The following is a 13,585-nucleotide window of genomic DNA, read 5'->3' as shown; positions in this document are numbered from 1 at the left end:
GTGTCGTTTTCCTTGCGTTGCGCAAAGGTTTGACACCGCTGTTCGCAGACTTGCTTGTTGGCCGCCTACCGGAGAGGACCGGAAAGCGGGGCAGGGAATTGGGTGGCACTGGCTCTGCCGCAAATTCGATCTACGCGGCTTTTTGAGACGAGTGTTCGCCCATTGTTCTCACTGCAAAAACTCTGGATAAGCCTCACGATGCTGCTATCCGTTGGCGCTATTGGTTAGCACCGTTCTTCCTTAAGTACCTTTTGCTAGTACTGCCCTGTACCTGTGCCATAGGCTTCCATGGCCGGGTTGGGCGCCACCCTTCGGTCAGTTTCTAGCTGGGTGGCAAGGTTTGCGTCATCAATACGGGCTCTGTAGCTCGGCTTTTGGCCGATCTGTGTGTTCTATATTTTGTTCACCGGGCACGTGGAAGCTGGAACACCCGGGTAGCCAGTGCGGTCGCTGGCATTATTTTCTACAAAGCGGGACGCAAGTTTATGAGTCGTCCTTTCAAGCGCTGCGGGTCACGGCCCGTCTTACCTTCGCGATATTTACCCACCTAACAGTGGGCTGTTTTGCTGCTGAGGCCCCCATAGGGTTCTCGTTTTGGGAGGCACTCATCAGCTAAGTTTCTATCAATGACGCGGCATTCCCGCGCACCGGCCGAACAGCGGTATTTTCTCTGAAGCCATGGCTGTCTCTTCATGTGGGAAGTTGCCAGTGGCCGAAAACCAGCGGAATTCAGGCCGGCCGAATATAGCACGGGCAGGAGGGTGCTTCAATTGTCCCTGCTGCGGCGCTATGATGCGCGTCATGCGAAGTATACCTCCCCAAAAACCGGCTGAGGCCGATAGCCCCTCTGATACCTGGAACCCTTCTGGCGGCGTGCAGTTTTTAACTGTGCCGGATGAGTTGGCAGGGCAAAGGATTGACAACTTTTTACAGGCGCGCCTTAAAGGTGTGCCCCGTTCAAGAATCTATCGAATCCTGCGCAAGGGTGAGGTAAGAGTAAATAAAGGACGGGTTAAGGCGGAATACAAGTTGGTGGCGGGGGATGTGGTACGTGTGCCGCCAATCCGTGCAGCCGAGCAAACTCCGGCCCCTGTTGCAGGAGAGCAGCTGCGCCAGCTGGTGAAAGAATCCATACTATATGATGATAATGGGTTAATGGTGATCAATAAGCCTGCAGGCCTTGCGGTGCATGGCGGCAGTGGCGTGCGCCTCGGCTTGATTGAGGTGTTGCGGCAGATGTATCCGCAGAGTCGCTTTATAGAGTTGGTACACCGTCTCGACCGTGATACTAGTGGTGCCATTATGGTGGCGCGCAAGCGTGCCGTTTTGCAGCATGTGCAGTCAGAATTGCGTAACGGCCAGATAGGCAAGTCTTATCTGGCGCTGGCCGTGGGCAAATGGCCTCGAGGTCGGCGGTTGGTTGAGGCTCCCCTGCGTAAAAACACCCTAAAGAGTGGGGAGCGTATGGTGTCAGTACACCCTGAGGGTAAGCCCTCAGAGACACGCTTTCAGTTGCTTGAACGTTTCAAGGCGGCCACTTTGGTTTCGGCGGTGCCAGTGACCGGGCGTACTCACCAGATCCGGGTTCACGCACAGTTTGTGGGTTGCCCTTTAGCTGGGGATGCTAAATATACCCCAGATGTCACAAACCGGGAGTTTCGCTCCCGCGGGCTAAAGCGTCTGTTTCTCCACTCCGCTTCGGTCCGTTGTTCGCTCCCCAGCGGTGAGAGGGTGCATGTTGAAGCGCCCCTGCCTGGCGAGTTAGAGGCGTTGTTGAAGAAATTGCGGGAAGAATAGGTCTGCTGGTTGTATGTTGGTTATTCTCGATTGGGATGGCACAGTTTGTAATTCTGAGTCGCGTATTGTCGCTTGCATGTTGCGAGCGGCTGAGCGGGTAGGGTTGCCGGTCCTGGCACCTGAGGCGGTAAGCAATATTATCGGACTCGGCCTGCCGGAGGCTGTGGCAACACTTTTCCCTGAAGCTGTAAGTGAGGATAAGCTGGCTTTGCGGCAGTTTTATTCAGAGGAGTGGATGGCTGCGAGGGTGGAACCCTTGCCGCTTTTCAATGGGGTGTTGGATACCCTCGATAAGCTGCTTTGTGCCGGACATCAGCTGGCAGTGGCGACAGGTAAAAGTCGCCGGGGCCTCAATCGCGAGTTCAAAGAGCATGGACTGGGGCATTTGTTTGTCGCTAGTCGCTGTGCCGATGAGACTGCCTCCAAGCCTGATCCACTGATGCTAAGCGAGTTGCTGTCTGAAACCGGCCATAAGGCTGAGGAAGCTGTCATGGTTGGTGATACGGTTTACGATTTGGACATGGCAGCGGCTATTGAGATGCCGTCCATCGGTGTTAGTTATGGCGCCCACTGTCCTACCAGGCTGCGGGAATGTCGGCCCAAGGCCATAATTGATGAGTTCTCAGGCCTGCTTAGCTGGCCGCCTTTGGTTCCCTAGTTGCTGGTGCTAGTGGGCTGATGCCGAATTCACCAAGGAAATCTACCAGGCGAATCAGGGGGAGGCCCACCAGAGTGTTGATATCTGAGCCCTCTAGTTTTTCAAAGAGCGTGATACCTAGCCCTTCAACTTTGAATGAGCCCGCGCAATCGTAGGGCTCTTCCAGATCTATATAGCGCTCTATCTGCTCCATACCGAGCTGACGGAAGTAAACGGTGTAGATTTCTACTGAGCTCAGTTGTCTCTTGGTCGTACTGTTAAGTACGGATAACCCGGTAAAGAAGGTAACTTTGTTGCCGGAGCAGGCGCGGAGTTGGGTGATTGCCCGTTCGCGGTTACCTGGCTTGCTCAGGATGCGGCCATTGCACTCTGCTACCTGATCGGAGCCAATAATCAGCGATTGAGGGTTCTTTGGCGCCAGTGCGTGAGCTTTTTCCTCAGCGAGCCTCAGGGCTAGAGCGTTGGCACTCTCCCCGGGTTTTGCCTCCTCATTTATCTGGGGTGCAATATGTTCAAAGGAGAGGTGCAATTGCCCTAGTAATGCTCTGCGGTAGGGGGAGCTTGAGGCCAGTATCAGTGAAAGAGACATTCCAGGGGGTGTTTCCGTAATTGATTGGTCGAAGTTTGTGACCGCGCGATACTGCAGCGCCTTAATTGTTTTGACAAGGGTAGAGTGAGTCCATAGAATTGCGCGCTTATGTCGATAGCCCCCTCAAAATCAGTATTACCAAAGAGCATTGATGCTCGGAAATTGGTGCAGCGTGAACAGTATTTAGACGGTATTTTGCCGTGGGAACCACTGGATCGACTGCGTACAGCCGTGGAATCTGTGGATGGGGAGGTCGTGTCTGAATTGCAATTTGGGCGCGATCTGCAAGGTCATCTCACTGTAAACGGCAAAGTGTCGTGTACTGTTGAGCTGCTGTGCCAGCGCTGCCTGCACCCAGTGCGTGAGCAGATTGAGGCACAGTTTTGCTGGGGTATCGTTTGGTCTGAGGAGCAGGGTAAAGCCCTCCCCAAGGATCTGGATCCGGTGATCCAGGAAAGCGAGGAGCTAAACCTGCACCAGATCCTTGAAGATGAAATTTTGCTCAATCTGCCGATGGTGGCTTATCACGATGAGGAATGCGTCTCCAGGGACAGTTTTCATGTCGGTGAGGAGAAAGCGGAGGCGGGTGAGCAACGAGAAAACCCCTTTAAAGTGCTGGAGCAGTTGAAGGGTTCTTCGGGTAAGTCCTAGATTTATCCGAGGAGTTTGGGCTCGCCGGTAGGCGCCCCGGTTCCAGTGAAATTTGTTTATTTTAGGAGCTAGCAATGGCTGTTCAACAAAACAAGAAGACTCGTTCCCGTCGCGGCATGCGCCGTTCTCACGACGCCCTGGGTGCTGGTGCAACTCTCTCTGTGGACCCTACCACCGGTGAGAAGCATCGTCGCCACCACGTGACCAAAGACGGTTTCTACCGCGGTCGCAAGGTGATTGAAATCGGCGGCGGCTCCGAAGAAGAGTAAGCCTTGTCCAGCCAATTGCGATTGGCCGTGGATGCAATGGGCGGGGACTTAGGTCCCCGCTCTGTCGTTCCGGCCTGTATTAGATTTCTTCAAAATTTCCCCAATGCGCAGCTGAAGTTATTTGGCCCTCGCGCGCAGCTTGAGACTCTGATCCTTGAGTTTCACAAAACCCGATTTTCTAACCGTCTTGAAATAGTCGATTGCGCCCAGGTTGTTACGCAAGAGTGTAATCCGCTGCAGGCCGTGCGACGCAAGCGTGGCTCCACTATGGCAGAGGCCTTGAAGGCGGTTGCCAGTGGTGATGCCCAGGCTATGGTTACCTCGGGAAATACCGGCGCGCTGTTGGCCCTGAGTCGTAGCATACTGGGTAATATTGATGGCGTTCGAAAGCCCGCGCTGGGCAAATCGGTCCCTTCCGGCCACGGCTCCTGCTATCTTTTGGACCTCGGTGCGAATGTTGGTTGTAGCGCGGAAGATTTGTTGCAGTTTGCGCGTATGGGTATTGAAGCTCAGCACATTCATACGGCTATCCCCCGCGAGAGTATTGAGGTCGCTTTACTGAATATTGGCTCGGAGGCACACAAAGGGACTGCTGAGATTCGTCGCGCTTCAGAGCTGCTTGAGGCGGATCCAGAGGTCAACTATGTGGGCTTTGTGGAAGGGCACGACATATTTACCGGTTCTGTCGATGTGGTTGTCTGCGATGGGTTGATGGGAAATGTGGCGATGAAGTCCGCTGAGGGTGTGATTCGACTAATGGGTCAAAAAGCGTTCACTATCGAGAAAAAGGGGTGTTTCAAGCGTTTTTTTGGCCAATTAGCCATAAAGCTGTTGCGAAAATGGCGTACACAGGTGGAACCCGCTCGCTATAATGGCGCCAGCTTTGTAGGGGTGAAGGGCAACGTGATCAAAAGTCACGGAGGAGCCAGTAGCGAGGCTTTTTACCGGGCAATGGTGACGGCGAAGGAATGTGCTGATGCCAACCTGGCCGCCAAGGTTGGTGCCGCTATGGCCCAGGCTGGCGAGCGAAACTCAAAGGAAATGGGGTAGGAAGTACGTTCCCCCTCCTACTGAAATTTGCCAAATAGGTTTAAGGATATCTTATGACCAATGCTGCGCTTGCATTTGTCTTTCCGGGGCAGGGATCTCAGAAGATCGGTATGCTTTCTGAGATTGCTCAAGAGGCTCCCGAAATCCAGGCCACTTTCGCCGAAGCTTCAGAGGTTCTTGGTTATGATCTGTGGGATCTCTGCCAGAACGGTGAGCAAGAGGCGATCAATCTCACTCAGCGCACCCAGCCTCTTCTTTTGACTTCCAGTGTAGCCCTGTATCGCCTGTGGCGTGCCCGTGGGGGAGCCCAGCCTGCTCGTATGGCGGGGCATAGCCTGGGGGAGTGGTCTGCCCTGGTTTGTGCTGGAGTGCTGGTCTTTAAAGATGCAGTGCATCTTGTTCGGGAGCGCGGTCGTTTGATGCAGGAAGCGGTTCCTGTGGGTACAGGTGCTATGGCTGCAGTGATAGGTCTCGAAGATGAGGCTGTGGAAGCTGCTTGTGCCAGTGCTGCAGAAGGTGAGGTGGTTTCCGCTGTAAATTACAACTCTCCTGGGCAAATAGTGATTGCCGGCAATAGCGCAGCGGTTGATCGTGCTATAGAGGCCTGCAAGGCTGCCGGCGCTAAGAAAGCAATGTCCCTGCCGGTAAGTGCCCCGTTCCACACAGAGTTGATGCGCCCAGCGGCGGAGAAGCTTGCTCCCCAGATTGAAGCGGCGGAATTTAACACGCCTGAAATTCCGGTTGTGCACAATGTGCATGCGGGAGTTGAATCGGATCCTGCCGCAATTAAGGCTCTAATGATTGAGCAAATCTATCGCCCGGTACGCTGGACTGCATGTACCCGCAAGATTATCGCCGATGGCGCTGCGCAGTTGGTTGAGTGTGGGCCAGGCAAGGTGCTGGCTGGATTGACAAAGCGTATTGATCGCAGTGTTGCTTGCCACAACATCGACAGCCCCAGTAATTTCAATGAGGCACTGAGAGCTACAGCGGTCTGAGTAGTGTTTTGGCGACTGCCATTGGTTGAATAAGGATAAAGCGAGTATGAGCCTAATGATTTCCCTGGAGGGCAAAGTAGCCCTGGTTACCGGTGCCAGCCGCGGTATTGGTGCGGCAATTGCAGATATGTTGGGTAGCCTGGGGGCAACAGTGGTCGGCACTGCCACCAGTGAAGGCGGTGCTGAAAAAATTAGCACGCGCTTTGCTGAAAAGGGCATCAAGGGAGCTGGTATGGTGCTTGATGTTACCAGTGCGGAGAGTATTGCCGGACTTCATGCTGCCATAAAGAATGACTTTGAGGTGCCAACGATTTTGGTAAATAACGCAGGTATCACTAAAGATAACCTGCTGATGCGCATGAAGGACGATGAGTGGGATTCTGTTGTTGAAACTAACTTATCTGCAGTTTTTCGTATGACCAAAACCTGCTTGCGGGATATGACCAGGGCTCGCTGGGGGCGAATTATTAATATCAGCTCTGTAGTCGGTAGCATGGGTAATGCCGGACAAAGCAATTATGCGGCTACTAAAGCGGGTGTTGCTGGTTTTGCGCGGTCCCTTGCAGCCGAGATTGGTTCTCGTGGAATTACCGTAAATACTGTGGCTCCGGGTTTTATTGATACAGATATGACCAAGGTGTTGCCAGAAGCTCAGCGCGAAGCGCTACTTGGTAAAATCCCCTTGGGCCGTCTTGGTCAGCCCGAAGAAATCGCATCTGTGGTAGCCTTCCTGGCAAGCGATGCGGGAGGATATGTCACTGGTGAGACAATTCATGTCAATGGCGGCATGTACATGACCTGATGTTTGTTTAAAAATACTTCTTTAACTCATTGATTTTAGGAGTATTTTGTTATTTGCTGATGGTGGTGCAGGGCCGTACATTACATCCCTAAAAACTTGGGGTACAATGGCCTCTGAATTATCCAAAAGCTGTGTGAGCCGGTCGTTATCACCGTCAATTAAGTTGGTGAAATAACAATAACGACTAAAACAGATTTTTACCCACTAGGAGTTAAATTGAATCATGAGCAGCATTGAAGAGCGCGTTAAAAAGATCGTTGCTGAACAACTGGGCGTGAAGGAAGAAGACGTAAAGCCTGAAGCCTCTTTTGTTGAAGATCTGGGCGCGGACTCACTCGACACAGTTGAGCTGGTTATGGCTTTGGAAGAGGAATTCGAAACTGAAATCCCTGACGAAGAAGCCGAAAAAATCACTACTGTTCAGCTGGCAATGGATTATATCAAGGACAACCTTGGTTAATTCCTGCTGGGTAGTTTAGGCGCGAACAGCATAGTGTCTGTACGTAGCCAAGCGATTCTGAGAGCCGTTCTATGTTACATAGCGCGGCTCTCTTTTTATGAGCACTATGGAATTGTGACTGCTGGCCGAATGTTGTTTCCCTCACCGTACGGGGGAGTGCAGCGGCCGCAAGAGTTTCGGGGGGACCGCAGTGTCGCACAGAAGAGTTGTTGTAACCGGAATGGGCGTAGTCAGCCCGTTGGGTAACACCGTAGGAGAAACTTGGTCTGGCATTCTGAAGGGGGCCATTGGCGCAGCTCCGATAGAAACCTTTGATGTTTCAGCTTTCTCAACCCGCTTTGCAGCTACGGTAAAAGATTTCGATCCCACTCCTTATATGCCCGCGAAAGATGCGCGCAAGATGGATACTTTTCTGCAATACGGTTTGATTGCAGGTATCCAGGCTATGCAGGATAGTGGTCTGGAGGTGAGTGGCGAGGGTGCCCAGCGCATGGGGACCTGCATTGGCTCCGGAATGGGTGGCATTATGGCCATCGAAGACAATGCGATGTTAATTGCGGAGAAGGGACCTCGCCGCGTATCGCCTTTCTTTGTGCCTGGTGCCATTATTAATATGGTCGCTGGTAATCTGTCTATTAAGTACGGCCTGCGTGGGCCGAACCTTGCGGTGACCACGGCGTGTACAACAGGCACTCATGCGTTGGGCCTTGGCATGCGTACGATTCAGTATGGTGATGCCGATGTGATGGTGTGTGGTGGTGCAGAAATGGTGACCACTCCTGTCGGGCTCGGTGGATTCTGTGCAGCTAGGGCGCTCTCGACACGTAACGATGATCCCCAAACTGCCAGCCGTCCTTGGGACAAAGGCCGGGATGGTTTTGTTCTGGGTGAGGGGGCTGCAGTACTTGTGCTGGAAGAGTATGAGCATGCCAAAGCACGTGGTGCGAATATCTATGCGGAATTGAGCGGTTTTGGTATGAGTGGTGATGCCCACCACATGACGTCGCCACCGGAAGATGGTGCGGGTGCGGCGCTATCTATGCAGAATGCGCTCAAGGATGCAGGCATGAATGCTGATGAGATCCAGTATATCAATGCCCATGGCACCTCCACTCCTCTGGGGGATAAAGCGGAAATCGAGGCTGTTCAGAAGGTTTTTGCAGGTAACACTGAAAAACTAGCTGTTAGCTCCACTAAGTCTATGACAGGTCACCTTTTGGGCGCTGCCGGTGCGATCGAAGCGGTATTCTCTGTGTTGGCGCTACGTGACCAAATAGCCCCGCCCACGATGAACCTCTATGAACCAGATGAGGCGTGCGCCGATATTAATTTAGTGCCCCAAGAGGCGCAGCCAACAGCCATTGAGTCTGTGTTATCCAACTCCTTCGGGTTTGGTGGCACTAATGGCTCGCTGATTTTTAAGCGAGTCTGACCCTGCCTGCCCGCCGTAGGGCGGGCAACTCTCACCCCGAGGAGAGTATGTCCAAGTTGCCGCAGTTCTACCGAAAAGGGCGCCGGGCTAGCGAACTGGTGCCCGATAGTGACTATGCAAATGGAATCCTCGAAACCATGCGTTGTCACAACGGAAGTCTGCCGCTGTGGTCTCTACACCGATCTCGGCTGGTACGCAGCTCTGCCCTCAGCGCACTGCTTCTTTCTGATATTGACCGCTTTATTAAAAAATTGGCTGCTAAATGTAGTCAAAATGCAGCAGTTGCACGACTTCGTGTAGGGTTTGTCGATGGGCGTGAGTGCTGGGACTTAGCTTTCCTGCCCCTGATGCGAGGTCTTGAAGAGGAGCTTGGTGCTCGCCTGTATCCTTGCCGCACTAGGCTGCTCAGCTCGGAAAGTAAGAACTTGGGCTGCAAATTTTTGGATCGCAGTCGATATAATGCTGCGAGAGCCGAGCTGCCTGATGGTGAACGCCTCGACGGTTTGATATTTGATGATTCGGGCCGAGTAATTGAGAGCCTGCGCTGTAATCTCTTGGCGAGATTTGGAAATACTTGGGTAACTCCAAATTTGACCAGGTGTGGTGTTCATGGGGTTATGCTGGATTGGCTTTCCGGTCATATCCGGTGGCAGGAGCAGGATATGAACATCGAGACATTTTGTGAGGCAGATGAAGTGGTCCTGTGCAACAGTGTTCGCGGAGTAATACCTGTTGTCGAGATTATTGGCTATAAAAGTTGGTCGATAGGACCTGGTGCGCGGAGGTTACAGCAGTTGATCGTGGAAGCATTGTGGTGAAGAAAAAGCGGGCCGGCGCCCTCGGTAAGTTATGGAAGGCCTTTTTTGCCAGCGTTCTCCTGGCGTGCGTGCTGGTGGCAGCTTCTGCATGGGTGCTGCAGGCAGCCTTGGCGACACCGCTTCAGCTGCAGGAAAGCGGTTTACAGTTGCAGGTAGAAAAGGGCGGTAGTCTTTCGAAAACCCTCCGGGAATTGAAGATCAAAGGTGTAATCAACTGGCCGCGCCTGGTTCTCGCCTACGCCTACTGGGAAGGTAAAACCGATATTCACTCCGGGGAATATCTGGTGCCCCACGGTAGCACTGCTATGGATCTGATTGCGCGCCTGAATAGAGGAGAGGTCACCAGTTACCGGGTGACTCTGGTTGAGGGCTGGACGTTTCGACAAGCCCTGGAAAAAATCAGGTCCGGGCGGAATATTGTAAAATCTGAAGCGGGCAGAACTGTCAGCGCTGCAGCTAAAGCACTGGGGCTTGACGAAGGCGCTGTGGAAGGGTGGATCTTCCCGGATACTTATGTTTACCGATCCGGTACTACCGATATCGAACTCTTGCGAGAAGCTTATGAGCGAATGCGGCAGGTTCTTGAGGAAGAGTGGCAGGCTAAAGGGGATGACCTTCCTTACAAGTCCCCCTACGAGGCACTGATTATGGCTTCGCTGATAGAGAAGGAAACCGGGCAGCCTTCCGAGCGCAGCGAGATTGCGGGGGTTTTTGTTCGCCGGTTGCACAAGGGAATGAGGTTGCAGACAGACCCCACCGTGATTTATGGGCTGGGAGAGGATTATGATGGTAATCTTACCCGCGCCCATTTGCGCCAATCGACTCCTTACAATACTTATGTAATCGATGGGCTTCCACCTACACCGATTGCTTTGCCTGGACGTGCAGCTATTAGGGCTGCATTAAACCCGAAGCCGGGCAGGAGTCTTTACTTTGTGGGGAAGGGGGATGGCTCCCATCATTTTTCGACAACTCTGACAGAGCACAACCGTGCAGTGCGAGAGTATCAGCTGAAGCGACGAGCGGATTACCGCTCCAGTCCAGCAAAAGGAAATTAGTTACAGTGTCGCGCGGAAAATTTATAACCCTGGAAGGGGGTGAAGGTGTTGGTAAATCTACCAACCTGAAATTTATTACCCAATGGTTAACAGACCGTAATATTCCGTTTATTCAAACCCGTGAGCCTGGCGGTACGCCTTTGGCAGAACAGTTGAGAGAATTGCTCCTGGCGAAGCGTGAAGAGCCTGTGAATCCGACCGCTGAGCTGCTGATGGTGTTCGCAGCACGTGCCCAACATCTGGCCCAGGTGATCCTACCTGCGCTGGAGCGTGGTGAGTGGGTAATCTGTGATCGCTTTACAGATGCCACTTATGCGTACCAGGGTGGTGGTCGCCAACTGGACCGGCCACTGATTGAACAACTGGAAAATACTGTACAGGGTACATTGCGTCCCGACAAAGTATTGCTTTTGGACCTCGATCCGGAGATTGGCTTGCAACGAGCAGCGAATACCGGTGCTGCCGATCGTTTTGAAAGTGAGCATTTGGGCTTCTTTCAACGAGTGCGTCACGCCTATCGCAAACGTGCCGAGGCTTCACCTTCCCGCTACGCCATCATTGACGCCGGACAGCCCCTGCAGCAGGTCCAGCGGGATCTTGGTCAGGAGCTGGAGCGCCTGCTGATTTGATTCGGATATCCGCTTTCTTTGGCAAAGTGGGCGTGTTCATTTAAAAAATTTCCTGGATCTAAACTTGGCAATTGTCAGTGTCTGAAACATTTCAACATATACCTATCCCCGAGCTGTTGCCCTGGCAGGCCTTGCAGTGGCAGCGCATTGGAGCCCAGTGGCGGGCAGGGCGCTGCCCACATGCTTTACTGCTAACAGGGCAGGCTGGCCTGGGTAAACGCGCATTTGCTGAAGCTTTTTCTGCGTTGGTGTTGTGTGAACAACCGCAGGGTGGCCAGGCTTGCGGAGGCTGTAAAGATTGCCGCTTGTGGCAGGCTGGTTCCCACCCAGACTTCCTGAGAATAGAACCGGAAAAAGCCGGTTCTCCACTTAAGGTGGAGCAGGTTCGCCAATTGGGTGATTTTGTCTCGCGAACTAGTGGCCGCGGTGGGGCGCGGTTGGTCTGGCTGGCACCGGCGGAAGCGATGAATATCAATGCTGCTAATGCCCTGCTAAAAAATCTTGAAGAACCGGCGGCATCGGTTATTTTTTTGCTGATTAGTGATTCTCCTTCTGGGCTGTTGCCAACGATCCGCAGCCGTTGTCAGTCGATTACTTTTCCCTCTCCAGCAGAGGAAGTGGCTTTGCAGTGGCTGCACAATCAAGGCCTGGAAGAACAGCTGGCACGGCGTGCGCTGGCTCTGTCTGGTGGTGCGCCCCTGTTGGCGGCTGAGTTGGCAGAGCCCCAAGCCCGTGAAGTACGTGAAAAGTTCCTGCGGGAGCTCACGAGTATTGCTGAAGGGCGCGCCAGTGCTGTTGCAGTTGCCGGGCGTTGGGAGGCTCCTCCGGAGTGCACAGAAATAGAGCAGCTTCTGCAGTTTTGGCAGCAGTGGATCTCGCAAATGGCCCAGGTACGCAGTTGTGATTTGACCGGTGATGCCCAATTAATGGCGCTTTTACAGCGTTTACCTGGTGGTGGGGAGGAGGGTTTGCGTCCTCTCTTTGGGTTCTATGATCACCTACTGCAAGCGCGCAAAGGGTTAAAGAGCGGGGCTAACCCCAATCGTCGCCTGCTGCTTGAGGAGTTGATGATTCGCTGGGCAAGGCTCTTTACTGTCTAGTGCCGCTTTTCAGTAGGTTGCAAATTTATAATTACAGGTGCGAAAAAGATGAAAAAGCGCTGTTTCTGGACAGAATCAGTACGCTCAGATAAGTTAGCGCATCATTGAAGAACATTGAGGTTGAGCATGAAAGCCATGGGAGGCGGTGCCCGCAACGGCATCCTATCGCTGAAGATTCAAGACAAGTCAGTTCTCTACGCGGCTTATATGCCCTTTGTGAAGAATGGTGGCTTATTTATCAGTACCGATAAATCTTACAGTCTTGGCGATGAAGTGTTCCTGCTGCTGAGCCTAATGGATGAGCCGGAAAAGATCCCGGTGGCAGGTAAGGTGATTTGGATTACTCCGAATGGAGCCCAGGGTAACAGAACTCCCGGGATTGGGGTTCAGTTTGGCGATAAAGATAATATTGCGCAAAACAAGATAGAAACCTATTTGGCCGGTACGCTTGAGTCCAGCCGACCCACTCATACGTTGTAACTTACACATGCTCGTAGATTCTCACTGTCACTTGGACAGGTTAAAGCTCGATAAATTTGATGGTGACCTCGATGCGGTGCTTGAATTGGCGCGCGATCGTGGTGTTGGTAAGTTCCTTTGTGTTGGCATCAGCCTCGATAATGTCGACGCAGTTGTTGAAATCGCTTCTCGCTACCGCGATGTTGTCTGTTCGGTAGGTATCCATCCGCTCGATGTGGAATCTGGTTTGGCCGGTGTTGACAAGTTGATAGCAATGGCCGAACGTCCCAATGTGGTAGCGTTGGGAGAGACCGGCCTTGACTACTATTACAGTACAGAAACCAAAGATGTTCAGCAGCAGAGTTTTATCGCCCATTTACAGGCTGCAGGGAGTGCGCAATTACCGGTAATTGTGCATACCCGCGATGCACGTGAAGATACTATCGATTTGATCCGTACACATGGAAACCTGGAAACAGCTGGTGTACTGCACTGTTTCACTGAAAACTGGGAGATGGCAAGATCCGCCTTGGATCTTAACTACTACATCTCTCTGTCTGGTATTGTCACCTTCAAGAATGCTGGGGAGCTGCGCGATGTTGCGCGTAAGCTACCACTGGACCGCTTGCTGGTGGAGACTGATTCTCCTTACTTAGCGCCGGTTCCCTACCGGGGCAAAGCCAATATTCCAGCTTATGTGCGTGAGGTGGCAGAATTTATTGCCGAATTGCGTGGCATCCCCTACGAACAGCTGGCTGAAATAACTACAGAAAACTTTTTCAGATTATTCCCGCGGGCAGCCTAGCCTGATCCCG

General features: G+C 52.8%; 17 protein-coding genes. 15 read left to right on the top strand and 2 right to left on the bottom strand.

Translation table 11 applies throughout. From position 1 onward, the window contains the following. Positions 1 to 623 precede the first annotated feature (623 nt). Entirely contained in the window at positions 624 to 803 is a 180-nt protein-coding gene (locus P3339_RS13075; protein ID WP_157533707.1) for a hypothetical protein, read from the bottom strand. Between P3339_RS13075 and rluC the strand changes: the two genes are divergently transcribed. Next, positions 802 to 1,797, top strand: coding sequence for a 23S rRNA pseudouridine(955/2504/2580) synthase RluC (gene rluC, locus P3339_RS13070; RefSeq protein WP_282950754.1), 996 nt, complete (start codon positions 802 to 804; stop codon positions 1,795 to 1,797). The genes P3339_RS13075 and rluC overlap by 2 nt on opposite strands. 13 nt (positions 1,798 to 1,810) lie before the next feature. Continuing rightward, positions 1,811 to 2,455, top strand: coding sequence for an HAD-IA family hydrolase (locus P3339_RS13065; protein WP_282950753.1), 645 nt, complete (start codon positions 1,811 to 1,813; stop codon positions 2,453 to 2,455). On the opposite strand, the gene P3339_RS13060 is transcribed toward P3339_RS13065, so the two are convergent. Next, positions 2,430 to 3,044, bottom strand: coding sequence for a Maf family protein (locus tag P3339_RS13060; protein WP_020415199.1), 615 nt, complete (start codon positions 3,042 to 3,044; stop codon positions 2,430 to 2,432). The two genes, P3339_RS13065 and P3339_RS13060, sit on opposite strands and share 26 nt — an antisense overlap. A gap of 108 nt (positions 3,045 to 3,152) precedes the next feature. On the opposite strand from P3339_RS13060, the gene P3339_RS13055 reads away from it, so the two are divergent. The 13 genes from P3339_RS13055 (at position 3,153) to P3339_RS12995 (ending at position 13,575) form a co-directional block, all read left to right on the top strand. Then, positions 3,153 to 3,695: a YceD family protein gene (locus tag P3339_RS13055; protein ID WP_282950752.1), complete on the top strand. Its 543-nt coding sequence runs from the start codon at positions 3,153 to 3,155 to the stop codon at positions 3,693 to 3,695. Positions 3,696 to 3,769: 74 nt separating this feature from the next. Further along, positions 3,770 to 3,964, top strand: coding sequence for a 50S ribosomal protein L32 (gene rpmF / locus P3339_RS13050; RefSeq protein ID WP_020415201.1), 195 nt, complete (start codon positions 3,770 to 3,772; stop codon positions 3,962 to 3,964). A gap of 3 nt (positions 3,965 to 3,967) precedes the next feature. Then, positions 3,968 to 5,014 carry a phosphate acyltransferase PlsX gene (plsX, locus tag P3339_RS13045; RefSeq protein ID WP_282950751.1) on the top strand — a complete coding sequence of 349 codons (1,047 nt, stop codon included), beginning with the start codon at positions 3,968 to 3,970 and terminating at the stop codon, positions 5,012 to 5,014. Positions 5,015 to 5,067: 53 nt separating this feature from the next. Next, on the top strand, positions 5,068 to 6,012 hold the full coding sequence (gene fabD / locus P3339_RS13040; protein ID WP_282950750.1) for an ACP S-malonyltransferase: 945 nt from the start codon (positions 5,068 to 5,070) through the stop codon (positions 6,010 to 6,012). 46 nt (positions 6,013 to 6,058) lie between these two features. Continuing rightward, positions 6,059 to 6,814, top strand: coding sequence for a 3-oxoacyl-ACP reductase FabG (gene fabG, locus P3339_RS13035; RefSeq protein ID WP_282950749.1), 756 nt, complete (start codon positions 6,059 to 6,061; stop codon positions 6,812 to 6,814). Between the two features lie 223 nt (positions 6,815 to 7,037). Beyond that, complete coding sequence (gene acpP, locus P3339_RS13030; protein ID WP_020415205.1) at positions 7,038 to 7,274, top strand: acyl carrier protein; 237 nt, start codon at positions 7,038 to 7,040, stop codon at positions 7,272 to 7,274. 190 nt (positions 7,275 to 7,464) lie between these two features. Next, positions 7,465 to 8,706 (top strand): beta-ketoacyl-ACP synthase II, encoded by a 1,242-nt coding sequence (gene fabF / locus P3339_RS13025; RefSeq protein WP_282950748.1) that lies wholly within the window; start codon positions 7,465 to 7,467, stop codon positions 8,704 to 8,706. Positions 8,707 to 8,753: 47 nt separating this feature from the next. After that, on the top strand, positions 8,754 to 9,524 hold the full coding sequence (locus P3339_RS13020; RefSeq protein WP_282950747.1) for an aminotransferase class IV: 771 nt from the start codon (positions 8,754 to 8,756) through the stop codon (positions 9,522 to 9,524). After that, positions 9,521 to 10,582: an endolytic transglycosylase MltG gene (mltG, locus tag P3339_RS13015; protein ID WP_282950746.1), complete on the top strand. Its 1,062-nt coding sequence runs from the start codon at positions 9,521 to 9,523 to the stop codon at positions 10,580 to 10,582. The genes P3339_RS13020 and mltG overlap by 4 nt, the downstream gene beginning before the upstream one ends. A 5-nt stretch (positions 10,583 to 10,587) precedes the next feature. Continuing rightward, complete coding sequence (gene tmk, locus P3339_RS13010) at positions 10,588 to 11,211, top strand: dTMP kinase (RefSeq protein ID WP_020415209.1); 624 nt, start codon at positions 10,588 to 10,590, stop codon at positions 11,209 to 11,211. Between the two features lie 77 nt (positions 11,212 to 11,288). Then, complete coding sequence (locus P3339_RS13005; protein ID WP_282950745.1) at positions 11,289 to 12,311, top strand: DNA polymerase III subunit delta'; 1,023 nt, start codon at positions 11,289 to 11,291, stop codon at positions 12,309 to 12,311. 126 nt (positions 12,312 to 12,437) lie between these two features. After that, complete coding sequence (locus P3339_RS13000; protein WP_020415211.1) at positions 12,438 to 12,791, top strand: PilZ domain-containing protein; 354 nt, start codon at positions 12,438 to 12,440, stop codon at positions 12,789 to 12,791. A gap of 7 nt (positions 12,792 to 12,798) precedes the next feature. After that, complete coding sequence (locus tag P3339_RS12995; protein ID WP_282950744.1) at positions 12,799 to 13,575, top strand: TatD family hydrolase; 777 nt, start codon at positions 12,799 to 12,801, stop codon at positions 13,573 to 13,575. Positions 13,576 to 13,585: the final 10 nt, after the last annotated feature.

It is taken from the genome of Microbulbifer sp. MLAF003, assembly GCF_030012965.1.
Classification (GTDB): Bacteria; Pseudomonadota; Gammaproteobacteria; order Pseudomonadales; family Cellvibrionaceae; genus Microbulbifer; species Microbulbifer variabilis.
Note: the sequence above shows the minus strand (reverse complement) of the source record. Positions and strands in the feature narration are given on the sequence as shown.

Excerpts from the sequence above, each read along its gene's own strand:
- fabG (WP_282950749.1), top strand. The coding sequence starts at position 6,059 with ATGAGCCTAATGATTTCCCTGGAGGGCAAAGTAGCCCTGGTTACCGGT.
- P3339_RS13060 (WP_020415199.1), bottom strand. The coding sequence starts at position 3,044 with ATGTCTCTTTCACTGATACTGGCCTCAAGCTCCCCCTACCGCAGAGCA.
- P3339_RS13075 (WP_157533707.1), bottom strand. The coding sequence starts at position 803 with ATGACGCGCATCATAGCGCCGCAGCAGGGACAATTGAAGCACCCTCCT.
- P3339_RS13055 (WP_282950752.1), top strand. The coding sequence starts at position 3,153 with ATGTCGATAGCCCCCTCAAAATCAGTATTACCAAAGAGCATTGATGCT.
- rluC (WP_282950754.1), top strand. The coding sequence starts at position 802 with ATGCGAAGTATACCTCCCCAAAAACCGGCTGAGGCCGATAGCCCCTCT.
- fabD (WP_282950750.1), top strand. The coding sequence starts at position 5,068 with ATGACCAATGCTGCGCTTGCATTTGTCTTTCCGGGGCAGGGATCTCAG.
- P3339_RS13020 (WP_282950747.1), top strand. The coding sequence starts at position 8,754 with ATGTCCAAGTTGCCGCAGTTCTACCGAAAAGGGCGCCGGGCTAGCGAA.
- P3339_RS13065 (WP_282950753.1), top strand. The coding sequence starts at position 1,811 with ATGTTGGTTATTCTCGATTGGGATGGCACAGTTTGTAATTCTGAGTCG.
- P3339_RS13000 (WP_020415211.1), top strand. The coding sequence starts at position 12,438 with ATGAAAGCCATGGGAGGCGGTGCCCGCAACGGCATCCTATCGCTGAAG.
- rpmF (WP_020415201.1), top strand. The coding sequence starts at position 3,770 with ATGGCTGTTCAACAAAACAAGAAGACTCGTTCCCGTCGCGGCATGCGC.
- acpP (WP_020415205.1), top strand. The coding sequence starts at position 7,038 with ATGAGCAGCATTGAAGAGCGCGTTAAAAAGATCGTTGCTGAACAACTG.
- P3339_RS12995 (WP_282950744.1), top strand. The coding sequence starts at position 12,799 with ATGCTCGTAGATTCTCACTGTCACTTGGACAGGTTAAAGCTCGATAAA.